Source organism: Spirillospora sp. NPDC048824 (genome assembly GCF_043198455.1).
Classification (GTDB): domain Bacteria; phylum Actinomycetota; class Actinomycetes; order Streptosporangiales; family Streptosporangiaceae; genus Spirillospora.
Genome location: NZ_JBICUS010000023.1, coordinates 37,248 through 59,068 on the forward strand (window position 1 = coordinate 37,248; position 21,821 = coordinate 59,068).

The 21,821-nt window shown below is 71.4% G+C and carries 23 protein-coding genes; 16 read left to right on the plus strand and 7 right to left on the minus strand.

Features of this window, described 5'->3' with window-relative positions; translation table 11 throughout:
* The first annotated feature begins 192 nt into the window (after positions 1–192).
* Both ACGFIS_RS32780 and ACGFIS_RS32785 read left to right on the plus strand, forming a co-directional pair.
* On the plus strand, positions 193–462 hold the full coding sequence (locus ACGFIS_RS32780; protein ID WP_392912706.1) for a hypothetical protein: 270 nt from the start codon (positions 193–195) through the stop codon (positions 460–462).
* A 159-nt stretch (positions 463–621) separates the two neighbouring features.
* Complete coding sequence (locus tag ACGFIS_RS32785; protein WP_392912707.1) at positions 622–1,929, plus strand: DUF2786 domain-containing protein; 1,308 nt, start codon at positions 622–624, stop codon at positions 1,927–1,929.
* Between the two features lie 72 nt (positions 1,930–2,001).
* Here ACGFIS_RS32785 and ACGFIS_RS32790 read toward each other — a convergent pair whose 3' ends face one another.
* Positions 2,002–2,214, minus strand: a complete 213-nt coding sequence (locus tag ACGFIS_RS32790; RefSeq protein ID WP_358468696.1) for a helix-turn-helix domain-containing protein — start codon at positions 2,212–2,214, stop codon at positions 2,002–2,004.
* Positions 2,215–2,536: 322 nt separating this feature from the next.
* On the opposite strand from ACGFIS_RS32790, the gene ACGFIS_RS32795 reads away from it, so the two are divergent.
* Together ACGFIS_RS32795 and ACGFIS_RS32800 are read left to right on the plus strand one after the other, a co-directional pair.
* On the plus strand, positions 2,537–3,487 hold the full coding sequence (locus ACGFIS_RS32795) for a hypothetical protein (protein WP_392912708.1): 951 nt from the start codon (positions 2,537–2,539) through the stop codon (positions 3,485–3,487).
* Between the two features lie 1,040 nt (positions 3,488–4,527).
* Positions 4,528–5,247, plus strand: coding sequence for a hypothetical protein (locus ACGFIS_RS32800; RefSeq protein WP_392912709.1), 720 nt, complete (start codon positions 4,528–4,530; stop codon positions 5,245–5,247).
* A 48-nt stretch (positions 5,248–5,295) separates the two neighbouring features.
* Here ACGFIS_RS32800 and ACGFIS_RS32805 read toward each other — a convergent pair whose 3' ends face one another.
* A complete protein-coding gene (locus ACGFIS_RS32805; protein ID WP_392912710.1) occupies positions 5,296–6,081 on the minus strand; it encodes a hypothetical protein in 786 nt (261 codons plus the stop codon).
* 178 nt (positions 6,082–6,259) lie between these two features.
* Here ACGFIS_RS32805 and ACGFIS_RS32810 point away from each other — a divergent pair, with 178 nt between their 5' ends.
* The 5 genes from ACGFIS_RS32810 to ACGFIS_RS32830 all read left to right on the plus strand — a co-directional run bounded on the left by ACGFIS_RS32810 (position 6,260) and on the right by ACGFIS_RS32830 (position 11,292).
* Positions 6,260–7,198, plus strand: coding sequence for an aldo/keto reductase (locus ACGFIS_RS32810; RefSeq protein WP_392912711.1), 939 nt, complete (start codon positions 6,260–6,262; stop codon positions 7,196–7,198).
* Between the two features lie 95 nt (positions 7,199–7,293).
* Complete coding sequence (locus ACGFIS_RS32815; protein WP_392973520.1) at positions 7,294–8,175, plus strand: serine/threonine-protein kinase; 882 nt, start codon at positions 7,294–7,296, stop codon at positions 8,173–8,175.
* 222 nt (positions 8,176–8,397) lie between these two features.
* The gene (locus tag ACGFIS_RS32820) at positions 8,398–9,681 is read left to right on the plus strand and encodes a citrate synthase (RefSeq protein WP_392973522.1); all 1,284 of its coding nucleotides are present in this window, start codon (positions 8,398–8,400) and stop codon (positions 9,679–9,681) included.
* A gap of 249 nt (positions 9,682–9,930) precedes the next feature.
* Positions 9,931–10,833, plus strand: coding sequence for a hypothetical protein (locus tag ACGFIS_RS32825; RefSeq protein ID WP_392912714.1), 903 nt, complete (start codon positions 9,931–9,933; stop codon positions 10,831–10,833).
* A gap of 24 nt (positions 10,834–10,857) precedes the next feature.
* Positions 10,858–11,292 carry a hypothetical protein gene (locus tag ACGFIS_RS32830; protein ID WP_392912715.1) on the plus strand — a complete coding sequence of 145 codons (435 nt, stop codon included), beginning with the start codon at positions 10,858–10,860 and terminating at the stop codon, positions 11,290–11,292.
* Between the two features lie 6 nt (positions 11,293–11,298).
* Here the strand turns inward: ACGFIS_RS32830 and ACGFIS_RS32835 are convergent, their stop codons facing one another.
* Positions 11,299–11,526, minus strand: coding sequence for a hypothetical protein (locus tag ACGFIS_RS32835; RefSeq protein WP_392912716.1), 228 nt, complete (start codon positions 11,524–11,526; stop codon positions 11,299–11,301).
* Between the two features lie 49 nt (positions 11,527–11,575).
* A complete protein-coding gene (locus ACGFIS_RS32840) occupies positions 11,576–12,241 on the minus strand; it encodes a winged helix-turn-helix transcriptional regulator (protein WP_392912717.1) in 666 nt (221 codons plus the stop codon).
* Between the two features lie 70 nt (positions 12,242–12,311).
* Between ACGFIS_RS32840 and ACGFIS_RS32845 the strand changes: the two genes are divergently transcribed.
* Positions 12,312–13,028 carry an alpha/beta fold hydrolase gene (locus ACGFIS_RS32845; protein WP_392912718.1) on the plus strand — a complete coding sequence of 239 codons (717 nt, stop codon included), beginning with the start codon at positions 12,312–12,314 and terminating at the stop codon, positions 13,026–13,028.
* A gap of 484 nt (positions 13,029–13,512) precedes the next feature.
* Here the strand turns inward: ACGFIS_RS32845 and ACGFIS_RS32850 are convergent, their stop codons facing one another.
* Positions 13,513–14,169 carry a response regulator gene (locus ACGFIS_RS32850; RefSeq protein ID WP_392912719.1) on the minus strand — a complete coding sequence of 219 codons (657 nt, stop codon included), beginning with the start codon at positions 14,167–14,169 and terminating at the stop codon, positions 13,513–13,515.
* A gap of 7 nt (positions 14,170–14,176) precedes the next feature.
* On the minus strand, positions 14,177–15,316 hold the full coding sequence (locus tag ACGFIS_RS32855) for a sensor histidine kinase (protein WP_392912720.1): 1,140 nt from the start codon (positions 15,314–15,316) through the stop codon (positions 14,177–14,179).
* A gap of 157 nt (positions 15,317–15,473) precedes the next feature.
* On the opposite strand from ACGFIS_RS32855, the gene ACGFIS_RS32860 reads away from it, so the two are divergent.
* Both ACGFIS_RS32860 and ACGFIS_RS32865 read left to right on the plus strand, forming a co-directional pair.
* Positions 15,474–16,415 carry an ABC transporter ATP-binding protein gene (locus tag ACGFIS_RS32860; RefSeq protein ID WP_392912721.1) on the plus strand — a complete coding sequence of 314 codons (942 nt, stop codon included), beginning with the start codon at positions 15,474–15,476 and terminating at the stop codon, positions 16,413–16,415.
* Positions 16,412–17,191, plus strand: coding sequence for an ABC transporter permease (locus ACGFIS_RS32865; protein ID WP_392912722.1), 780 nt, complete (start codon positions 16,412–16,414; stop codon positions 17,189–17,191). Before ACGFIS_RS32860 ends, ACGFIS_RS32865 begins: the two co-directional genes overlap by 4 nt.
* A gap of 67 nt (positions 17,192–17,258) precedes the next feature.
* Here the strand turns inward: ACGFIS_RS32865 and ACGFIS_RS32870 are convergent, their stop codons facing one another.
* Positions 17,259–17,567 (minus strand): hypothetical protein, encoded by a 309-nt coding sequence (locus tag ACGFIS_RS32870; protein ID WP_392912723.1) that lies wholly within the window; start codon positions 17,565–17,567, stop codon positions 17,259–17,261.
* A gap of 626 nt (positions 17,568–18,193) precedes the next feature.
* On the opposite strand from ACGFIS_RS32870, the gene ACGFIS_RS32875 reads away from it, so the two are divergent.
* The 4 genes from ACGFIS_RS32875 to ACGFIS_RS32890 all read left to right on the plus strand — a co-directional run bounded on the left by ACGFIS_RS32875 (position 18,194) and on the right by ACGFIS_RS32890 (position 21,820).
* A complete protein-coding gene (locus ACGFIS_RS32875) occupies positions 18,194–19,060 on the plus strand; it encodes a helix-turn-helix domain-containing protein (protein WP_392912775.1) in 867 nt (288 codons plus the stop codon).
* A gap of 213 nt (positions 19,061–19,273) precedes the next feature.
* The gene (locus ACGFIS_RS32880; protein WP_392912724.1) at positions 19,274–19,675 is read left to right on the plus strand and encodes a nitroreductase family deazaflavin-dependent oxidoreductase; all 402 of its coding nucleotides are present in this window, start codon (positions 19,274–19,276) and stop codon (positions 19,673–19,675) included.
* Between the two features lie 98 nt (positions 19,676–19,773).
* Positions 19,774–20,829, plus strand: a complete 1,056-nt coding sequence (locus ACGFIS_RS32885) for a phosphotransferase enzyme family protein (protein ID WP_392912725.1) — start codon at positions 19,774–19,776, stop codon at positions 20,827–20,829.
* A gap of 124 nt (positions 20,830–20,953) precedes the next feature.
* A complete protein-coding gene (locus tag ACGFIS_RS32890) occupies positions 20,954–21,820 on the plus strand; it encodes an NAD(P)-dependent oxidoreductase (protein ID WP_392912726.1) in 867 nt (288 codons plus the stop codon).
* Position 21,821 lies beyond the last annotated feature (1 nt).

A 21,821-nucleotide genomic window follows, 5' to 3' on the forward strand; every position in this document is an offset into this window, starting at 1 on the left:
GATTCCGGCGCAGCCGACGAAAGCACCCATCCGCCACCACATGCGGACATGACGCTGTGAGCGTGCACAACTTCGAATAGTGATCAATCCGATACCTGCACTGATTGAAAGATCCACAAAAGGGGTTCAAGCTGTCTCCGACGTCTGGAATGCCCCGCCCCGTTCCGTCCGACCGCCGACAGGACACGACCAATGTTCGAGATCTGGGAGACGAGTGAGCCGGCGCGGCTCATCAGCGACGCGGGGAGCCTGAAAGTGGCGCTGGAGAAGGTCGACACGATGTGCCGCCTGCGGCACGACCAGGCCGCGGCCCACGTGGGCGAGGCCGCGGAGGGCTACCACTTCGAGATCAGGGACCATCACGGCAAGGCCCTCGCGCGGCTCAGCTACGTCCCCGACACCTCTCGCGCCTACCAGAGCGTCGTCATCGAGGAGATGCGCGGCGTGGAGCGCCGCGACTAGGACCGCCGCGAACGGAACCACCGCCCCTCCCGCCCCCACGGCCCCCCGGCCGGGGGCCTTTCGGTTCCACCGGCCGAAACCGCGGGCATGAGGCGAGTCCGTCACCACCGGATGGCAGGATGCGTCGTACCCATGTGACCTCGGACGGCGGGAGTGGCGGTGCGGAAGGCGCGGCGGCGTTCACGGACCCGGGATGCGGCGGCCGCGGCTCCCCTCACCGATGACGCCGGCGGACTGGCCGCCGAGGCCGTGCGGTCCCTCCACCGCGGGGACGCCGCCGCCTTCCAGCGGCTCGTGGCGGAGCTGACCGGACGCCCCGGCGTTCCCGGCTGGCCGATCGCCGTCCGCCGATGCCTGGCCGCACGGCTGGACCAGGGGATCACCACGGCCTGGGAGCGCGGCTGGCAACCGGCCGACGTGGTCCGGTTCACGTCCCGCCGCCGCACCAGCAGACACGCACGCCTCGCCACGGACGCGATCGCGGGCGAGATGCGGGCCTACGCCGGCACCGCCGTGGACGACGGGTGGTACGAGCAACTCGCCGTCCTCGGCGCCGAGGTGTGGTGGGAGGACGATGACGAGCATCCGGACGCCTGGTGCGAACGCGAAGGGGTCGGACACCCGGCGTACGTCGCATGCGCCATCGAACTCGTCCACCTTCTGGAAGCCCTGCCAAGGCTCCCGAACCTGGGTCCACCCCCTGGCACGCCCGCCACAGGCCCGTCCCCGGGGACGGGGACGGCGTCGCGCGAGCGGATCCGGGACGTCGATCAGCGGACGCTCGGCCGGGTCAGGGCTCTTCTGGCCAAGGCGGAGTCGACCGAGTTCCCTGAAGAGGCGGAGGCGCTGAGCGCGCGCGCACAGGAACTGATGGCGCGGCACAGCATCGACCATGCGCTGCTGGCGGCGGAGACCGGTGAGATCGGCGGCCCCGCCGGGCTCCGCGTCGCGGTGGACAACCCCTACGACTCACCCAAGGCGGTCCTGCTGACGGTGGTGGCCGACGCCAACCGCTGCAGGGCCGTGTGGCACCGGGAGCTGGGGTTCTCCACGATCGTCGGTTATCCGGCCGATCTGGCCGCGGTGGAGATGCTGTTCACGTCGCTGCTCGTCCAGGCGACGTCCGCCATGGTGCGCGAGGGTCCCAGGCGCGATGCGCGGGGACGGTCAAGGACGCGTTCGTTCCGTCACGCCTTCCTCAACGCCTACGCCGCCCGTGTCGGGGAGCGGCTGCGGGAGGCGGCTGACAGGGCGGCCGCGAGCGCCGGCGGAAACACCCTGGTTCCCGTCCTGGCCCAGCGCGACCAGGCCGTCGGAGAAGCCGTCGGCACGATGTTCCCGAACCTCGCCAAGGGTCGGGCGGGTTCGGTGTCCAACCATGAAGGCTGGGTGGCCGGGCGGGCGGCCGCGGACCTCGCCAGCCTGAACGGGCGCCTCGAGGTCACCGGGGCGTATCACCGTTCCTAGCGCGCGGGGTCCCCCCGGGGGGCGAGGGGGACTTCCGGTCATGCACGCATTCCTTCTGATCGCGGGAGCGGGTCAGGCCTTCTTGCGCCGGGTATTGCCGCCCCGGCCACGGAGCGGCACGCCCGCCTCCTTCAGGACGTTGTAGATGAACCCGTACGACCGGCCGGTCTCGGCCGCCAGGTCCCGGATGCTCTCGCCGGCCGCGTACCGCGGGGCGAGTTCTGCGGCGAGTCGTGTGCGTTCGGCACCGGTCACGCGGGTGCCCCTCGACAGTGTTCGGGCCACGGGGACCTCCAGTTTCCAAGGCTGCGCCACGAGGCCCGTCCCCGCAGCTCACAGCAGTGTTGATCTCCCCAACGTACACATTCCCCCTGATTACGCCGTCGATGCCGCGCGAATCACCGCGAATTCGGCCGAAGCTGGTCTTTTCCGTGGTGAACGGCGTGTCGCAGCAGGACGGCGTGCGCCAGATCGCGGGCGTCGGCCCGCCCGCCCCGGGGACCGGCGTGATCGAGAGTTATCCCCAGAATCGGGTTCTACTGCTTCCGGCCGGGACGCCGCCGCATGCTTGCCAGGTCCCGTCCCGGCACGGAAGGAGCGGCCTCCGATGGCCACGATCACGTTTCCGGTCCCGTCCACCACGACCTCTCGCTTCGCCGTCGCGGCCACGAGCATCCCCGGCGACCTCGCAGGCCTGATCCGCCGAGGCCCGGCCGGCCCCTATCACGCCCACATCACCGGACGGCTCGGCTCCCCGCAGTTGCAGGCCACCCGGGAGGACCTCGCCTGCCTGCGCTGGGACCCCGGGCAGATCGAGGCGGCCGGCCCCGGGGACGGGCCGGCCGCGCGAGCCTTCAACGGCGCCACGGAATTCGCCGTCGTCACCGCCTTCGCACCGGTCACCGACCAGCCCCGCGGCGTCCAGGTCGCCCGCGCGGCCGCCTACGCCATCGCGGACGCCACCGGCGGCCTCGTGGCCGACCTCATCACGGGCCACATCCTGACGCGCACCACCGAGAGGACGCACTTCGTGCTGGCCGACCAGTGGCTCGGCGACGTCCTGCCGCCATTCCGCTCCAACGGCCGCTGCACGGCCGCGGAGCCCGACCTCGACCCGGAGGGGGTGAACGGCTGCGCCTGCGTGCGTCTCCGCACCCGCGGCCTCCGCCGCTTCGGCCTTCCCGAACTCCAGATGAGCGACGTCGCCTGCCCGCACGACCTCGCGGCGCTCAACGTCCTGCGCACCACCGCCCGGCGCCTCCTGACCGACCACTGGTCCTGGCTTGCCACCGGCCCCGCCGCCCGCACCCGCACGATCGTGGCCACCCCGCACCTCGGCCAGGGCGACTTCAACGACTTCTGGGGCTCTGCCCGCCGCCCGCACCCGGCACGGTTCCAGGTACGCCTGCGCCCGCTGGCCCCGCGCCTCCTCAGCGTCGGCCCACCCGAGGACTTCGGCGGCACGGTCAACGACTGGCTCTGCAGCGACACCCTCCCCATCGGCATGTACGACGTCCTGAAGGTCCCCGCCGACGCTCCACTCCCCATCGCCGCCTGAAACACGGTCGAACCGGCAGGAAGTCGAGCCGCACAATTCCGAGCCCGTCTCCGCGGCCAGGGTGGTGAAACCGGCGAGAGCCCTCGATAACGCCGAGTGAGACTTGTGGCACCACGCCGCAACCCGCGCCTGCTGATCAGGTCCGGTGAATCGCGCCTGAGCCACTGCGGACTTCGCGTGAAACCACCCGTGCGTCTTCGGACCGTCTCGCCGCGAACCACGTGTCGCCAGGAAAATCAGGGAAGGTGCATTGCCGGGCCGGCCGCGGCGCAGGCAACGAACCGACGAATCCGGATAATTCAGGATTCGCCGCGCATTTAACCCGCAGCGGGACGGAAGAGCAGCGATGATCGCAAGATCGACTGTGGGCAATATTCAACGCTCCGTAGCCAAAGTGACTACGATCGGCATTCTCACGGTGACCGACGCGATCCCCCGGGGCGAAGATGAACCGTTTCCTGGCACATCCCAGACTTGCCGTCGTGATCCGCGGCTTGCTCCGCTGTACCGGCGGGGTGCTGGGTTGTACCGCAATGGCCGGCGCCCTCTCCATCGGCATGGCCGCACCTGCCGACGCGGTCACCCGTGTCGAGCCGGAGCCGCGCTGGTCCATACCGCCCATCTGCCGTCACGCCAGGACCACCGGCGACTGGTACACCGCGTACAAGTGCCGGGAGGCATGGCTGGCGATGTACGAGAGGTCTCGCAGGAGGTCCGGGCGCGGTGGGGAGTTCCACCGCCGGGGAGACCGATACGACCGCACGCCCCGGCCCCCGCGCCGGCCCCCATCGCGCAGGCAGCTCGAGGAGTTGCTCCGCCAGCGGCCCACCGCGCCGGACTCGCCCGCCACAACGCCTCCACCACCGGCACCTCCGAAGATCACGGCATCGCCCACCGGGTCCCCGGAGCCGACTCCCGCACGCTCCCCCAGGTCGTCCGCCGAGCCGTCCACGGAACCGACTCCCATCCCCGCCCCCGCACGCACGACACTCACTCGTGAGGCGGAGGATCTCGAGTCGAGTCCACCCTCACTGCAGCCTGTGTTGCTCCTCGGCCTGCTCCTCCCCACCGTGGCGGCGATCTGCTACCCGTTCCGGCACCGCCTCTACGCCGTCGCCGGCCTCCCCCCGTTCACCACGTCCGGGCCCGTGGCACCACCGCAGACCGCCCCCCTCGATCACCGGCCCGCACTCGACCCGTTCGCGGTTCCGGCCCTGGGCCTGACCGGCCCTGGCGCGGTCGCGACGGCGCGGATACTGGCCCTGTCGGCCCTCGACGAGCACGGCGGGAACTCTCTGGTGGTGATACCGCGCCCCGATACCACCTGTCTGTTCGGCCTGGCCGAGGACGAGCTCCTCGACGACGACACCGCCGGCCTCTTCATACCCGGCAATCTCGACGCCGCCCTGGCATATCTCGAGACCGAACTCGCCATCCGCGAGAGCACGGGGGTGAGGCACGCACGCCGTCTCCTCCTGGTGGCCGATCCCGACGGAGAGACCGACCGGATCAAGGCCCTCCTCGACCGCCACCCCGGTGGCGTCTCCGTGATCCTGCTCGGCGCCGGGACGGGCGACCACGCCACCGTGGACGACGAGGGCCTGGTCGACGCCTCTCCCGCGATGGCCGCCTCCTTCCCTGAGCGCCTCCCGGCGATGTCCCGCACCGAGGCCCGCGACCGCCTCCTCTCGGCCCTCGCCCGTCAGAGCCGGGACCGGAAACCCCCGTCCAGACGCCGCTCCACCATCCGCCGCCCATAGACGCGCTTCCACAGCCCTCCCCCGGCCCGGGAGCCGAGGAACCCCGGTCTAGGACGGCGCCTGTTCCTGTATGGCGATCTCGGCCCTGACGGCGATGAGCGCACGGATCGCTCGGCTCAGGCGAGCGAAGTCCGGCGGCGCGTCGGAATCACGGTCCAGGTAGGCGGTGCAGCGCAGAAGCCAGCCGCGCAGGACGTCCTCGATCCTGGCCTCGGAGCGCCGCGTCTTGGTCAGGGCCATGTCGCGTTTCTCCTCTGCGATCAGCCGTACCAGGGTTTCGTCCGCTCCGAGGGCCTGGACATCGGCGAGCGCGTACCGGCCGAGCCGGTCCGTGGTGAGCTTGCGTTCACCGGCGATCCGGTCGAACGTCTTGCGGGGCCAGTCGAGGATCGTCGCCGCTCCCCCCGGGTCGACGGTGTCCATCAGCGGGCCCTTCCGGGCGGAGACGACCGACCGGACGGCGCGCGGGTCGAGCCGGTCCAGGTCGCGAAGGAGGTAGACCGGGTGCCCGCGGAAACTGCTGATGACGTTGAGGTCGCCCTGGGCGACCAGGACCTCGACGTCCCGCCGCTCGACGTCGAGCCCCACCCGCGCGGCCAGCCTCGCGGCGGCCCTGGTGGATCCGACCGGCGGTTCGTCTCCGAATCTGGCGATGACCTGCGCGCCGTGCCCCCTGGCCTCCTCGGCGAGCCTCGACGACCACCGTTCTCCGTCGAGGTCGGGTCCGGGCAGGATTCCGTGCTCCAGGCCGACGCGCATCTGCCACCGCGCGAGCCCGAGATGGCCGGCGAACTGGTGGGCCCCGTAATGGCCGCGAGTGATCTGGACAGGCATTGCCGTGCCCCTTTCTTTCCGCGATCGGACGTTGACGCGACAAGCCTCGCGGACGGACCGCGCGGCACATACCAGAATGCGATCCTGTGGAAAACCCGCAGGGAGCTTTCAGGACCTATCGGTCATTTCGGACGGTCGGGCTCGTCAAACGTGAGGCAGGGCATGCAAGGCTGCAGGGATGAACGCGATACGGCGGCTGGGGATCGGGCTTGCCGCGCTGGGGCGGCCCGCTTACATCAACGTGGGCAGGGTGGACGAACTGCCGTCCGGCCGGAGCGTCGAGGAGATGCGTCAGGCGACCTGGGACGTGCTTGACGCGGCCTATGCGTCCGGAATCCGCTGGATCGACGCGGCGCGGTCGTACGGCCGGTCGGAAGAGTTCCTCGGCGGCTGGCTCACCGCACGCGCCCCCGAAGAGGTGACGGTATCGAGTAAGTGGGGGTACACCTACGTCGGTGATTGGAAGACCGATGCGCCCGTGCACGAGGTCAAGGAGCATGGTCTCGACCGCTACCGGGCCCAGTACGCGGAGACGCTCGGTCTCCTCGACGGGGCTCTCTCGGTCTATCAGGTGCATTCGCTGACCGAAGAGAGCCCTCTGTTTCAGGACGTCCGGCTACAGGAAGCCCTTGCGGAAGCGGCCGCCGGCGGCGTTCGCGTCGGCTTCTCCACGTCCGGCCCGCGGCAGGCCGGCACGATCCGCCGGGCCATGGAACTGGAGGTCTCCGGACAGCGGCTCTTCAGGTCCGTCCAGTCGACGTGGAACATCCTGGAGACCTCCGCCGGGGAGGCTCTGCGGGAGGCGCGTGACGCCGGGCTGCATGTGCTGCTCAAGGAGGTACTGGCCAACGGGAGGCTCGCCGTGCGGCCGCCCATGGCTGCACTCGACCTCGCGTCCAAGAAGGGCGTCCGGCCGGACGCGCTGGCCCTTGCGGCCGCCCTCAGCCGGCCCTGGGCGGACACGGTCCTCATGGGCGCGGTCAGTCCGGCGCAACTGGAGGCCAACCTGGCTGTGACGGAGGTCGACCTCAGTGAGGACGAATGGGAGGTGCTGTCCGGCTTGAGCGTTCCGCCGGACGGCTACTGGGCCGAACGGAGTGCGCTTCCCTGGACGTGATGCGCTCCCGGTCGGACGGGACGCCCGGCCGTGGCACGATTGAGCGCGCCCACCATGATCGGATCCCGTTGCCCATGCAGTCAGACCTACCTCAGATGATCGGCCCGTACCGCGTGGTCGCCCGGCTCGGCGCCGGAGGAATGGGCGAGGTGTTCCTCGGGGCATCGCAGAGCAGGCGGCTGGTCGCCGTGAAGGTCATCCGGCCGGAGTTGCTGGACGATCCCAGGTGGAGGGCGAGGTTCCGCCGCGAGGTGACGTCCGCGCAGTCGGTCAGCGGCTTCTACACCGCGCCCGTCGTCGACGCCGATCCGGACGCGGACCAGCCGTGGCTGGCCACGCAGTACATCCGCGGTGTGAGTCTGTCCAAGGTCGTCCACGAGAAGGGGCCGCTCCGTGAGCGGACCGCATGCCGGCTGGGCGCCGGGCTCGCCGAGGCGCTGATCGCGATCCATCGGGCGGGGATCGTCCACAGGGACCTGAAGCCGTCGAACGTCCTGCTCGCCTCGGATGGGCCGAGAGTGATCGATTTCGGGATCGCGCGGCCTCTGGACGCCCTGCCCCTGTCGCGTACGGAGATCCTGGGAACGCCCGCGTACATGTCGCCGGAGCAGGCGCTCGGGGACCCGGTCCATCCGGAGAGCGACGTGTTCTCCCTCGGGTCGACACTCGTTTTCGCGGTGACCGGCGCGGCGCCGTTCGGGACCGGCCGCAAGGTCCGCGGACGCATCGTGCACGGCGAACCGGACCTCACCCGGTTGCCCGCCCCCATGCGCGGGCTGGTGACGCGCTGCCTCGGCAAGGACCCCGGGGAACGGCCCACGCCGGAGCAGGTCCTGGTCGCCCTGTCGACGTTGCTGGATGCGCACTATGGCGAGGAGTGGCCGCCGATCGACGTCGAGCAGCTGATCGGCGTCCAGGAGCGGACGCTGGTCGAGATCACGGCCGAGCTTCCGACCCTCCCGGAGCCGCCCCCATAGGAACTGGACCGCCGCCCCTGCATGGCCGCGGACATGGCCGGCGCGACCTCGCCGGCGGCAAGGCCGGTGGCGCCGTGAACGGCCGGACACCGCCGGAACACCCGCGCCGGTCCCCGCCAACGCGGAGGGCACGGATTGGCGCGTGTGATCACGTGGATACGATGAAGAACGGGACGATCGGAACGTCTACGCAGGTGTGGACACAGTTGGGATGGAGCGAGCATGTCGGATTTCGAGCTCAGCCACGCGGGTGGCCGGATGCCTCTCGAGGTGACCGAGTCGACGGAGGGCCCGTCGGGCCTCGGCGTGGGAAGCCTCCTCAAGGAGACGGGGCATGTCACGCTCGATCCCGGCTTCACCAACACCGCGTCCACCACGTCGGCGATCACCTACATCGACGGTGAGGCCGGCATCCTGCGCTACCGCGGTTACCCGATCGAGGAACTGGCGGAGAAATCGTCCTTCCTCGAGGTCGCCTACCTGCTGATCTATGGCGAGCTCCCGCCGCCCGACCGGCTGGCGGAGTTCACCGACAGCGTCCGCAACCACACGCTCCTCGACGAGAAGTTCCGTGCGTTCTTCTCCGCTTTCCCGCGCAAGGCGCACCCGATGGCGGTGCTGTCGTCGGCCGTCAGCGCCCTGTCGACGTTCTACCAGGACAGTCTCGACCCCTTCGAGCCCGAGCAGGTCGACCAGTCCAGCATCCGGCTCATAGCCAAGCTCCCCACCATCGCCGCGTACGCGTACAAGACCTCCAACGGCCAGCCACTGCTCTACCCCGACAACTCCCTCGGGTACGTGGAGAACTTCCTGCGCATGACGTTCGGCCTGCCGACGCAGCCGTACGAGATCGACCCTGAGATCATGCGCGTGCTGGACATGCTGTTCGTCCTGCACGCCGACCACGAGCAGAACTGTTCCACCTCCACGGTGCGCCTCGTGGGGTCCAGCCAGGCGAACCTGTTCTCGTCGGTGTCGGCGGGTGTCGACGCGCTGTTCGGCCCGCTGCACGGCGGGGCCAACCAGGCCGTCCTGGAAATGCTGGAAGGAATCCACGAGGACGGCGACGACATCGACTCGTTCGTGCGCCGCGTCAAGGACAAGGAGCCCGGCGTCAAGCTGATGGGCTTCGGCCACCGGGTCTACCGCAACTACGACCCGCGCGCCGCGGTCGTGAAGAGGGCGACGGGCAAGGTCCTCGACGCGCTCGGCAAGTCCGACCCGCTGCTCGACCTCGCCATGCGCCTCGAAGAGGTCGCCCTGAGCGACGACTACTTCGTCGAGCGGAAGCTCTACCCGAACGTGGACTTCTACACCGGCGTCATCTACAAGGCGATGGGTTTCCCGAGCAACATGTTCACCGTCCTGTTCGCGCTGGGCCGCCTGCCGGGCTGGATCGCCCAGTGGCGCGAGATGCTGAACGACTCGTCGACCAAGATCGGACGTCCGCGCCAGGTTTATGTGGGGCCGGGCGAGCGCCGCTATGTGGAACCGTCCGCCCGCTGACACGCACCTCTTCGCGCATTCCTTCTCGATACGCGCCGTTCGATCGTCACCCGTGCATGGCGGGCGGGTTTCGCGCCCGCCCGCCGTCGACGGGATCACCTCCGCCCTCTGTGCCTTCTGATCGCCTTAATGCGACATTTGCACCTTTTCTCGTCCCCGTTATCCACAGAATTCAGTTCTACTTCTTTTCCCGTGCCGCCTCCTGAAAGCTGAACGGCACAACCCGTCCGAGGGCCTGAGGAGGCTGCAATGCCCGTCACCATCACGGTTCCCGAAGAGGCGACCGCCGGCTTCGTCGTCGCCGCCGACAAAGACCCCGGCGACCTGACGGCGGCGATCCTGCAACGGCTCCCCAGCCCCTTCGCGGCGGCGGTGTCGATGCGCATCGGCACACCCCGTCTCGTCACGGCCTGCCATCGCGCCGCGGACTCCCCCTGGGACCTGAGCGCAGTGACCGGCGCCGACCACGAGGACGCGGAGAGGGCCCGCCAGGCCACACGGCACATCGGCGTCACCTCCGTCCTGCCGGTCGGCGAACTCCCCTCGGGGCCGCACCTGGCGCGCGCCGCCGCCCAAGCGATCGCAGAAGCGCTGTGCGGCGTGCCCGTGGACCTCGCCTCGAACCAGGTCCTGCCCGTCGTCCCTTTCGGACGCTTCGACGAGTTCGTCCTCGCCGACCACTGGATCGGCGCCGCCCTGCCCGCCGACCCGGACTCCGGCGGATGCCCCGCCGAGGGGGACGCCATCGACGGCTGCGCCTGCGTCCACCTCACCACCCGCGGCCTGCGCCGGTTCGGGCTGCCGGAACTGGAGATCACCGACGTCGCCTGCTCGCACGACCTGGCCGCGCTCAACATCCTCCGCACGACCGCGCAACGGCTCCTCCCCCTGGGCAGGCACCCGGGCGAGCACACCCTTCCCGCCGAGCTGATGCTGACGGGCCCCGACTTCTCCGCCTTCTGGGGACACAGCGACCCGATGTGGGACGACGGCCCCATCCCCGTACGACTGACGGAGGCGGCCCACCACCGCCTGGGCATTCGCCCGCCGGCGAGCTTCCCCGGCACCCTGAACGAGTGGCTGTGGGACGAACTCCCGCCCATCCTGCACGAACTGCTCAGCTGCGAACCCGACCAGACAGCGCTCACCTGACCGACCTCGGTAGCGTCGGGCCGCATGGAGAGCGATCGGGCGCCAGGGGCGCCGGCGGAGGTGCTGGAGGACGTCGCGGCCGAGCGCGACGCCCAAGACCGGATACGGGGTGTCCAGGACGGTAGGGCGGAGCATCCACTCAAGGATGCGGGCGGGCGTGCCGAGAAGCTGGTCCGGGACCGGATCCCCGAGATCATCCGGGCCACCGGACGGTCGCCGGAGATCCGCGTCGCCGGTCCTGAAGAGCACGGCGCACTGCTGCGCGCCAAGCTCTACGAGGAGGCCGGGGAGTATGCCGCGAGTGGTGATCCCGCCGAGCTTGCCGATCTCCTGGAGGTCGTCCACGCCCTTGCGGCACTTCACGGAATCACGCCCGGCGAACTGGAGGAGCGGCGTTCGGCCAAGGCGGCCGAGCGGGGAGGATTCTCGGACCGCCTCGTACTGCAGTTCCGTGGATGACCCCGGTCAGCGCCAGACTCGGCGGAGCGTCCAGGGGCCGTCGACCGCGCCGATGACCTCGGCGATCGCCGGACCGTCCGGCGTGGCGACCTGGAGGCGGTAGAACCTCGACTGGCCGGGCGCCTGCCATTCCTCGAGCACGCGGCGCACCCGGTAGCGGCCGCGCGGCCCGGTGATCTGGGAGGGTCGGCCCGTGGGGGTGGTCTCCGCGGAGACGGGTTCATCGATCAGCACGGGACGACACACTAGTCCGAACATACGTTCGAGCAAAGCGGAACACACGTCAGGGGGTGGTCGAGGGGCGGGAGAAGCAGGCCAGGAACCGCTCGGCGAGGCCGCCGTCGCCTTCCAGGATGAGTTCACCGGAGTCAGCGGGCTCCGCCAGCGGACGGCCGCCGAACGCGAGGGCTCTGAACGTCCCGACATCGGTGGTCAGCGCGGCGTCGGCGCGAGCCGGAGCCTCGGTGCGGGCGACGTGGAACCGTCCGGCATCGATCCCGGTCACGAAGAGATCGTCCTCGAAACGCAGGGCCAGGCGGACGCTCAGGCCCGGGGCGGTGTCCGGGTCGAACGTCGTCTTGAGCGCGAACATCATGGCGTCCGCGCTCAACTCGCCGGTGCACGATGGATCGAGGGGGCCGCGGCCGCCCCACCTCGCGAGGGCGAACAGGACCGGTTCGAGGTCCCGGCCGCGGGGGGTCAGCTCGTACGCCGGGGCGCTCACCGGCGGCCCGAGCACCCGGTGCCGGACGACTCCGGATTCTTCGAGGTCGCGCAGACGCTGCGACAGGACGTTCTGGCTCATCCCGGCGAGCCCGCGGTGCAGCGCGGTGAACCTCTTCGGTCCGAGGAGCAGTTCGCGGACGACGAGTAACGCCCATCGTTCCCCGATCACGTCGAGCGCCCGCGCGATGCCGCACGGATCGCCGTAGTTCCTGCGACCAGCCATAGGAAAACGATATAGGCTGCTCCTAAATTAGGACCGACCGTGAGAACGAGCCGGGCGACCGGTGGCGCACATGACAACGGGAGTGACGATGGCGACGTACGCGCTCATCCCAGGAGCGGGCGGCCAGGCCTGGTATTGGCATCGGCTCGTTCCGGAGCTGCGGGCGCGCGGCCATGACGTCGTGGCCGTGGATCTTCCGGCCGGTGACGACTCGGCCGGCCTCCGCGCGTACACCGACACCGTGGTGGAGGCGATCGGCGACCGGGCGGGGGTCGTCCTGGTGGCCCAGTCCATGGGCGGCCTCACCGCCCCGCTCGTCTGCGATCGGATCCCGGTGGACCTGCTCGTCATGCTCAACGCAATGGTCCCCGTCTCCGGCGAATCGGGCGGCGCCTGGTGGGACAACACCGGCCAGGCGCAGGCCATGGCCGACTACGCGGCCGGCGAGGGGAGAGCCGTTCCGGCCGAGTTCGACCCCAGGGAGAGCTTCTTCCATGACGTCCCGCCGGATGTGACGGCCGAGGCGTTCGCTCAGGAGGAGACGCCGCAGTCGGCGACGCCGTTCGCGGAACCGTGGCCGCTCCGCGAGTGGCCGAGCGTCCCCACCGTCTTCCTGCAAGGACGAGACGACCGCTTCTTCCCACTCGAGTTCCAGCGCCGGGTCGTGCGCGAGCGGCTGGGCATCCCGGTCGACGACATGCCGGGCGGGCACCTCGTCGCGCTCAGCCGGCCCGGGGAACTCGCCCAACGCCTGGAGGCCTACCGCACCCGCACGGCATCCCGCTAGGCCTTTAAGACACCGCCCTAGCCGTCCCTGGCCAAGAGACCGGTGACATGGCCAGGCTTGGCGGTCGGTCGGTGAGGAGACCTCCGAGGCGGGGCCGGGGAGGGAGGCGCTGGGAGCCGGTGCGCTTGCGGGCGGTGCCGGCCGCGGCGCGGATGGTCACGGCCGTGGCAGGCGCGGATGTCGCGTGTGCAAGGTGCCGCTTCGGCCGGGGCGTTGTTCAGCCGGACGTCGTGCGCCGGCGGTGTGCCTTTCTGGCGGCAGGAGGAGCTGCAGAATCGGGCGGGGCGGCCCGTGCGTGCGGGGATGAGGGGCGCCGCGCACACCTCACAGCGAGTTTCGTTACGCGATGGGATTTCGTTTCGTTACGGACCGGAGTCCGTCGCAGACCAGTCCGAGCACCTGGCCCCGGCCCTGCTGTGAGGGCCGCTGCGCTCAGTGACGCGCGGGCGTGCTCGGAGCCGCCTCCTTCGGCACGGGCCTTCGATCAGCGGGGGCGGACGAGGCCGGTTTCGTAGGCGGCGATGACGAGCTGGGCGCGGTCGCGGGCGTGGAGTTTGGCGAGCAGGTGCCCGATGTGGGTCTTGACCGTGGCGGGGCTGAGGTGCAGGTGCTCGGCGAGTTCGGTGTTGGACAGGCCGCGGGCGATGAGGGCGAGGACCTCGCGTTCGCGGTCGGTGACGCCTTCCAGCCCGGCGGGCGGCGGCTGGGCGGGTCCGGGGCGCCGGACGAACTCGGCGATCAGCCGCCGGGTCACCGACGGCGCGAGCAGGCACTCGCCGGAGGCGACGACCCGGATCGCCGACAGCAGGTCGGGGGGCGGGGTGTCCTTGAGCAGGAAGCCGCTGGCCCCGGCCCGCAGCGCCGAGTAGACGTAGGAGTCCAGGTCGAAGGTCGTGAGCATCAGGACGCGGACTTCGGGAAGGTCGCCGCAGATCCGCCGGGTCGCCTCGATGCCGTCCATCTCGGGCATCCGGACGTCCATGAGGACGAGGTCGGGGCGTTCGCGTCCGGCCAGCTCGACCGCCTCGGCGCCGGTGCCGGCCTCGCCGACGGTGCGCAGACCGGGCGCGGTGTCGATGAGGACGCGGAAACTGCCCCTCAGCAGGGCCTGGTCGTCGGCGACGAGAACGCGCAGTTCCAAGGGTTCCCTAGGGTTCGTACGGGAAGGCGGCCGATACGGCGAAGCCGCCTTCGGGACGGGGTCCGGCGGTGAAGTCGCCGCCGTACATCATGACGCGTTCGCGCATGCCGATCAGCCCGTGCCCGTCGCCGCCCGGGAGGACGCGGACACCGGGGCCGTCGTCGGTGACGTCGATGCGCAAGCGGAGTCCGTCGGCCTCGACGCGGACATGGCAGTGGGCGGGGGCGGCGTGCTTGACGACGTTGGTGACCGCTTCCTGGACGATGCGGTAGGCGGAGAGTGCGACGCCTTCGGGCAGTTCCCCGGCGTCGACCTCGAGGTCGACGTGGACGCCGGCCATCGCGGCCCGTTCGGCGAGGCCGGTCAGGCCGGCCAGGCCCGGGGACGGTGCGAGGTCGGTGCCGGTTCCGCCGGTCCGCAGCACGCCCAGCAGGTGGCGCATTTCGGCGAGCGAGCCCCGGCTCGTCGTCTCGATGACGCGGAGGGCGTCGAGGGCCTCCTGCGGGCGGGCCTCGGCGACGTGGACGGCGACGCCGGCCTTGACGGCGATCAGGCTCATGCTGTGCGCGACGACGTCGTGGAGTTCGCGGGCGATGCGGAGCCGCTCGTCGGAGACGGCCCGGTCGGCGAACTGGCGGGCGGAGCGGGCGGTCTCCGCGCGCCGTTCGCGGACGACGCGGCCGAGGGACCAGGACGCGCCGAGGACGGCGACCCCGAGCAGCAGCCGGCCGGCGGACTCGGCATGCCGGTTCGCGGGGCCGGCCATCGCGCCGCCGAGGATGACGGCTCCGCTGATCACGCCGATCAGCGGTGTCGGGATCCACCGCCGGCGGACGCGGGTGAGGGCGACGACGTAGAGGGCGAACGCCGGCCCGACGAAGGAGTCCCAGGGCAGCCCGAGGAGCAGCATCACCGTCGAGGCGGACAGGACCGCCGCGAAGACGGGGACGGGCCAGAGCCGCCGCACCGCGAGCGGCAGTCCGACTGCGGCGGCGAGCGGCAGCACGAGGGCCGCGGAGGCGTCGGTGTCTCCGGGCAGCAGGAGCAGCGCGAGCATGCAGACGGCCGCCGCACCGGCGTCCAGGCCGATCAGCCGGCGCCGGCCGAGCCGTCTGGAGAACGGGGAGCGCAACTCGGAATCGTCCACGTCACGAAGGTAGCGGGACGCCGGGGCCGGCACCTCGTGCCGCCGGACGTCATACCTGGGGCGGAGGCGCGGGGGCGGTCTCGGAGCACGGTCGCACGCGCGGTCACCGCCCGGGTTCCGATGTGCGGAGGGGCCGCCGGAGACGACCGTTGACGGCATGATCGAGGTACATGAGCTGACCAAGCGCTACGGCGCGACGACCGCGGTGGACGGCCTGTCCTTCGTGGTGAGGCCGGGCACGGTGACCGGGTTCCTCGGGCCGAACGGCGCCGGGAAGTCGACGACCATGCGCGTGCTGCTGGGGCTGGACGCGGCGACGTCCGGTGAGGCGCTGGTGAACGGGGGCCGGTACGCGGCGCTGCGGCGGCCGATGCGGGAGGTGGGGGCGCTGCTGGACGCGGGCTCCGTGCACGGCGGGCGGCGCGCGTTCGACCATCTCGGCTGGCTGGCGCGCAGCAACGGGATCGCCGCGGGGCGGGTGACCGAGGTGCTGGAGCAGGTGGGCCTTGCCGGGGTCGCGCGCAGGCGGGTCGGCGGGTTCTCGCTCGGCATGCGGCAGCGGCTCGGGATCGCGGCGGCGCTGCTGGGCGATCCGGGGGTGCTGATGTTCGACGAGCCGGTGAACGGGCTGGACCCGGACGGCGTCCGCTGGGTGCGGGAGCTGATGGGGGCTCTGGCGGCCGCGGGACGGACCGTGCTGATCTCCAGCCATCTGATGAGCGAGATGGAGCTGACCGCCGACCGGCTGATCATCATCGGCCGGGGGCGTCTGATCGCCGACACGTCGGTGCGGGAACTGGCGGACCGGTTCCGGCGCGGGGTCCTGGTGCGCACGCCGCGTCCGGCCGATCTGACCGCGGTGCTCGCCGCGGCCGGGGGCGTCATCGAGTCCCTGCCCGCGGTCGAGTCCGTGCCCGGCGGCGTGCCCCTGCCCGGCGGCGCCCTGACGATCACCGGGCTGGACGTCGCTGCCATCGGCGACATGGCCGCCGCGCAGGGCATCCCGCTGTACGAGGTGACGCCGCGCAGTGCCTCGCTGGAGGAGGCGTACATGGAGCTGACCGCCGGCAGCGCCGAGTTCGGGGCGGTGGCGTCGTGACCGACGCGCTCGCGGCGGAGTGGTACAAGCTGCGGTCGGTCCGTTCCACCTGGTGGGTGCTGGCGGCGACGGCCCTGTCCTTCGCGTTCGTCATGCTGCTGGCGTTCCAGACGGCGCACATCTGGGACGGCCTGCCGGCCGAGCGCCGCGCGGAGTTCCTGCTGCGTCCGCTTCAGGAGATCGGCGGGTGGGTCGCGGGGCTGTGCCTCGCCGTCCTCGGCGTGCTGTCGATCACGTCCGAGTACCGCACCGGCATGATCCGCACCACCTTCGCGGTGCTCCCCCGGCGCCGGACGGTCCTCGCGGCCAAGGCGGCGGTGGTCGGGACGGTCGCGCTCGTCGCGGGCGAGGCCATGACGGTCGGCTCGTTCCTCGGGACGCGACTCGTCATCGGAGACCGGCCGTTCCCGGACCAGCGGGCGTCCATCGCGCACGAGCTGCCGGGTTTCGTCATCTCGGGGACGTCGGTGGCGATGTTCGCGCTGCTCGGCCTGTCACTCGGCGCGCTGCTGCGGTCGACGGCCGGGGCGCTCGTGTCGGTCGTCCTGCTGTGGCACGTGGTGCCGATGCTGGTCCTCCACCTGCCGGAGCCGTGGAACGGGCGCCTTGGGTCGGTGGTGCCCAGTGCCCTGCCCAGGCAGGCCGCCGGGCTCGGCGCCGACAATTCCATCTACGGCGACCTGCTGTCCCCGGGTGCGGCGGCGGCCGTGATGGCGGCGTACGCGCTCGCCCCGCTCGGCTTGGCCGCCCTCGCGCTCACCCGCCGCGACGCCTGACGGGCCCGGAGACGCGGTCGGCGGCGTCCCCCCGAGGGACGCCGCCGGCCGATCGTGCGCGGCGGGTTCAGCCCGCCTGCAGGGAGGACGTCCGGACGGCGAGGCGCTCGCGGAGCATGTCGATGGCCTCGTCGATGCGCGGCGCGGCGGCCTGGGCGCGGACGCGGCGGCCGTTCATCTCGACGACGGCCCGGGCCAGCGCGGGGCGCGGCAGCGACGGGTCTGCCACGACGCTCAGCGTGACCTGGACGGACGTGACGCCCCGGGCGTCCCTCAGCGCGGCCTGGACGGCGCGATCCGCCGCCGCGCGCTCGTGCGCCGTGACATCGCCCGAGGTCAGGAATCGGATCTCCGCTCGTTCACGGGTCGCGTTCATGAATCCCCCATATACGGGTTCGGTGGTCGCATCTGCTGAGCGGCGATGATGATCGCCTCTCTGCTCTCTCCAACGCCGCCTGCATCCCGGACCACTCCCGGGTCGAACGAGAGCTTCATCACGCGCTCCCGTCCGCACGGCCGCGGACGGGGCCGCTCTGGCATGATCGGCGCGTCCGGGCGCCCCGGAAATTCACCGGAATGGGAGACGATCGTCATTCGAGCGTCACACGACGTCGCATGGAATGGGCGTGGATTGGTCGTCCCCACCGCCGGAGTGCGCCGGGTAATTCATGCACCAGCGGGTGACTCGGGCGCCACGGAAATGACCGTCCGGCCAACTCGGCCGTCACCGCGGCGACACGTAGCGCAGCCGTGCGGCCACCGGCGGCACAGGTCACCGGCCCCGCACGCCGGTCGTGCGCGCAATCTCCGCGGCATACGGCGTTTGGAACCGGACGCGTTTTTCATACTTCCCAAAAACCCGACCCCATCCTCTAACATAGGGCGGTGCCGTTCCGCGGTGCCCGTTCCGCCCACGAGCAGACCCGTCGACTGGCTGGTGACCCCTTGGCCCAGGATTCAGCTGCCCCAACACCTCCGCCCGAAGGTGATCCGTCCGGACGGCTGATCGATTATCCCCGGCGCGGCGGCCCCACCGTCCTGCGAATTCTGCTCGGCGCCCAACTGCGCAGGCTCCGCGAGGACCGCGGCATCTCCACCGAGCAGGCCGGTTACGAGATCCGCGGCTCGCACTCCAAGATCAGCCGGATGGAGCTCGGCCGGGTCGGCTTCAAGGAGCGCGACGTCGCCGACCTGCTCACCCTCTACGGCGTCGACGACCCCGGTGAGCGCGCCCCGCTGCTGGAGCTGGCCAGGGAGGCCAACACCCCCGGATGGTGGCACCGGTACGGCGACGTTCTGCCGAGCTGGTTCGAGGTCTATCTCGGGCTGGAGGAGGCGGCCTCGCTGCTGCGCACCTACGAACTGCAGTTCGTCCCGGGGCTGCTGCAGACCGAGGACTACGCCCGCGCCGTCGTCCGCCTCGGCTTCTCCGACGCGGCCGACGACGAGGTCGAGCGGCGGGTCCAGCTCCGCACGATCCGGCAGGAGCGGTTCACCTCCCCCGGCGCGCCGACGCTGTGGGCCGTGGTGGACGAGGCGGTCGTCCGCCGCCCCCTCGGCGGACGCGACGTGATGCGGCGCCAGATCGAGCACCTGATCGAGGTGTCGGAGCGGCCCAACGTCACGTTGCAGATCGTGCCGTTCGGCGCGGGCGGACACGCCGCCGCAGGCGGTCCCTTCACGATCCTGCGATTCGCCGAGCCCGGCCTCTCCGACGTCGTGTACCTGGAGCAGCTCACCAGCGCGCTCTATCTCGACAAGCCGACGGACGTCGACACCTACATGCGCGCCATGAACAACCTCTGCATCACGGCCGCGCGCCCCGACGACACCGCGCGCCAGCTCACCCGGGTCCTCAACGACCTCTGACCGCTCGTCCCGCACGGCCCGCCCGCCGGCCACGGCGTCACCTGTGCCGCACGCGCGACGCCGCGCGACCTCGGCCGCGCCGTCCTCCGGCACCGGTGGTCGCGGGCCGGAATAGAAGCGTCCGCTCGGGAAGGCCATCAAGGGTCCGGAGGTTATGAGGACGGCCGCGCGGGGGGCGCGCGGCCATCCCGGAGCCTGAGCGAAGGAGCGACCATGCTGTTCGGCAAGGAGCACGTCGAGCGATACCAGGAGACGGACGGTGCGGAGGGGCACGAGTGGCAGGGAACCGTCACCCTGCTGCTCACCACGACCGGCCGCCGCAGCGGGAAGGAGCGCACCACGCCGCTCATCTACCAGACCGAAGGCGACGCGTACGTCGTCGTGGCGTCCTTGGGCGGCGCGGACCACAATCCGCTCTGGTACGAGAACCTCAAGGCGGACCCCGAGGTGAAGGTCCAGGTGAAGGGCGACAAGTTCACGGCGCGGGCCAGGACCGCGACGCCCGAGGAGAAGCCCGCGCTGTGGCGGAAGATGGCCGCGGTCTGGCCGGCGTACGACGACTACCAGCAGAAGACGACCCGGGACATTCCCGTGGTCGTCCTCGAACCCGCCTGAGCCGCGCGGTTCCCTTTCGCGGTGCGGGCGGGACGTGTAGCGTCGCCGTAGAACACTCATTCGACCATCGTCCGTCCGACGCAGCCCGAGGTGCCGAGGTGCCGACGTCACAGAGTGCTGACACCGAGCCGCCGCCACGGCTGCTGAGACGCTTCGAGATCGACGCGCCGGACGGCGTCGGCCCGGTCGCGGCCGGGCCCGGCGGCCGGCGCTGGCGCGTCGACACGGCCGGCGGCTCGTTCTTCCTGAAGGAGTACGCCGCGCCCGACCGGCGCCGCGTGCTGTTCCAGCACGCCGTGACGACCGCGCTCGACGAGGCCGGCCTTCCGGTGCTCGCGCCGATGCCCGCCCGCGGCGGCCGGACGCTGGTCACCGCCGTCGGGCGCGGCTACGTCCTGTATCCGTGGGTGGGCGGGCGAGGGCGCGGCGGGCTGGAGTTGACGTTCGGCCAGTGCGAGCGCCTCGGTGAGCTGCTCGGGCGGCTGCACGCGGCGCTCGACGGGATCACGCCGCCGGTGCAGCAGAGCCTGCTGGTGCCGACGCCGCGCGCCGCGGACGCGGCGGCCGCCGTCGAGGCGATGCTGCGGGACGTCCCGGGCGACGGCGGAACCGACTTCGAGGCGCTGACCGGCCGCCGCCTGCGGGAGCGGCGCGAACTGCTCACCGAGTTCGCCGGCCATCAGCCGCCCGAGATCGAGGTGAGCACCGTGGGCCATCTGCACGGCGCGTTCCACGCCGGGCACCTGCGGTACGGCGGGGCGGGCAACGTCACCGCCGTCCTCGGCTGGGACGGGCTGGCGACCGGCCCGGTCGCCGGCGAGGTCGTGCGGGCGGCGGCGCGGCTGTTCACCTGCGGGGACGAGCGGGGCCTCGACCTCGACCGCGTCCAGGCGTTCGTGCGCGGCCACCGCTCGGCGTTCCCGCTGGACGCGGGGCAGATCCAGTCGGCGGTGCACCGCGAATGGTGGGAGCGGCTCTGCGACGTGGCGCCGCTGCGGCACCGGTACCTGGGCGAGGACGGCACCGGCGAGCGGGGCCTCGCCGCCCTGGTGACCTGGTGGTCGGCCCAGCTGGACCGCACCCTGGACGCGTTCGCGGCGCCCTACACCGCGATGTACGCGGAGACGCCCGGCGACAGTCCCGCCTACGGCTAGCCGGCACCGCACGGTCCGCCCGTTCCGGGGTGGCAGGCAGACATTGTTTCGACAAGCCATTGTTCCAACGAGCATGTTCCAAAGGCATGATCCAATACAGGCAGTCCGCAGAGGAGTGGGAGACATGACCGCAGTCGCGTTGCTCGGCACCGGGATCATGGGCGCCGCGATGACCCGCACGCTGCTCAGGGACGGGCACCAGGTCACGGTGTGGAACCGCACCCCGTCGCGCGCCGAACCGCTCGCGGACGACGGCGCGGCCGTGGCGGGCTCCCCCGCCGAGGCCGCCGGCGGCGCCGAGGTGGTCATCACGATGCTGGACGGCGGTGAGACGGCGCTGTCGGTCATGATGGACGCGTCGCCGTCGCTGCGGCCGGGGCAGGTCTGGGCGCAGATGGGCACGGTCGGCGTCGCGTCCGTGCCGCTGCTCGCCGGGTTCGCCGCCGACCAGGGGCTCATCTTCGTCGACGCGCCCGTCCAGGGCACGAAGCAGCCCGCCGAACAGGGGAAACTGGTCGTCCTCGCGGCGGGGCCGCCGGACGCGCGGACCGTCCTCGAGCCGGTGTTCGGCAGCGTCGGCGCCAAGACGTTCTGGCTGGACGAGGACGGGGCGGGCGGCGCGGGCACCCGCCTCAAGCTGGCCGCGGTGAGCTACGCGATCTCGCTGACGTCCGTCGTCGCCGAGTCGGTCGCGCTGACGAAGGGTCTCGGGCTCGACCCGGCCCTGCTCGGCGAGGTCCTCACCGGCGGCCCGCTCGACTGCGTCTACCTGCAGACGAAGATGAAGGCCATGCTCGCGGACGACTTCGAGCCGAGCTTCGCCGTCCGCACCGCGGAGAAGAACACCCGGTTGATCCACGAGGCCGCCGAGGCCGCCGAGATCCGGGTGGACGTCAACGACGCGGCGGGCGCGCGGTTCCGCCGCGCCATCGCCCAGGGGCACGGCGACGAGGACATGGCCGCCACGTACCGCGCGAGCTTCCCCGGCTGAC

Excerpts from the sequence above, each read along its gene's own strand:
- ACGFIS_RS32820 (WP_392973522.1), top strand. The coding sequence starts at position 8,398 with ATGTCGGATTTCGAGCTCAGCCACGCGGGTGGCCGGATGCCTCTCGAG.
- ACGFIS_RS32845 (WP_392912718.1), top strand. The coding sequence starts at position 12,312 with ATGACAACGGGAGTGACGATGGCGACGTACGCGCTCATCCCAGGAGCG.
- ACGFIS_RS32840 (WP_392912717.1), bottom strand. The coding sequence starts at position 12,241 with ATGGCTGGTCGCAGGAACTACGGCGATCCGTGCGGCATCGCGCGGGCG.
- ACGFIS_RS32815 (WP_392973520.1), top strand. The coding sequence starts at position 7,294 with ATGATCGGCCCGTACCGCGTGGTCGCCCGGCTCGGCGCCGGAGGAATG.
- ACGFIS_RS32825 (WP_392912714.1), top strand. The coding sequence starts at position 9,931 with ATGCCCGTCACCATCACGGTTCCCGAAGAGGCGACCGCCGGCTTCGTC.
- ACGFIS_RS32805 (WP_392912710.1), bottom strand. The coding sequence starts at position 6,081 with ATGCCTGTCCAGATCACTCGCGGCCATTACGGGGCCCACCAGTTCGCC.
- ACGFIS_RS32890 (WP_392912726.1), top strand. The coding sequence starts at position 20,954 with ATGACCGCAGTCGCGTTGCTCGGCACCGGGATCATGGGCGCCGCGATG.
- ACGFIS_RS32795 (WP_392912708.1), top strand. The coding sequence starts at position 2,537 with ATGGCCACGATCACGTTTCCGGTCCCGTCCACCACGACCTCTCGCTTC.
- ACGFIS_RS32810 (WP_392912711.1), top strand. The coding sequence starts at position 6,260 with ATGAACGCGATACGGCGGCTGGGGATCGGGCTTGCCGCGCTGGGGCGG.
- ACGFIS_RS32870 (WP_392912723.1), bottom strand. The coding sequence starts at position 17,567 with ATGAACGCGACCCGTGAACGAGCGGAGATCCGATTCCTGACCTCGGGC.
- ACGFIS_RS32780 (WP_392912706.1), top strand. The coding sequence starts at position 193 with ATGTTCGAGATCTGGGAGACGAGTGAGCCGGCGCGGCTCATCAGCGAC.
- ACGFIS_RS32880 (WP_392912724.1), top strand. The coding sequence starts at position 19,274 with ATGCTGTTCGGCAAGGAGCACGTCGAGCGATACCAGGAGACGGACGGT.
- ACGFIS_RS32830 (WP_392912715.1), top strand. The coding sequence starts at position 10,858 with ATGGAGAGCGATCGGGCGCCAGGGGCGCCGGCGGAGGTGCTGGAGGAC.
- ACGFIS_RS32860 (WP_392912721.1), top strand. The coding sequence starts at position 15,474 with ATGATCGAGGTACATGAGCTGACCAAGCGCTACGGCGCGACGACCGCG.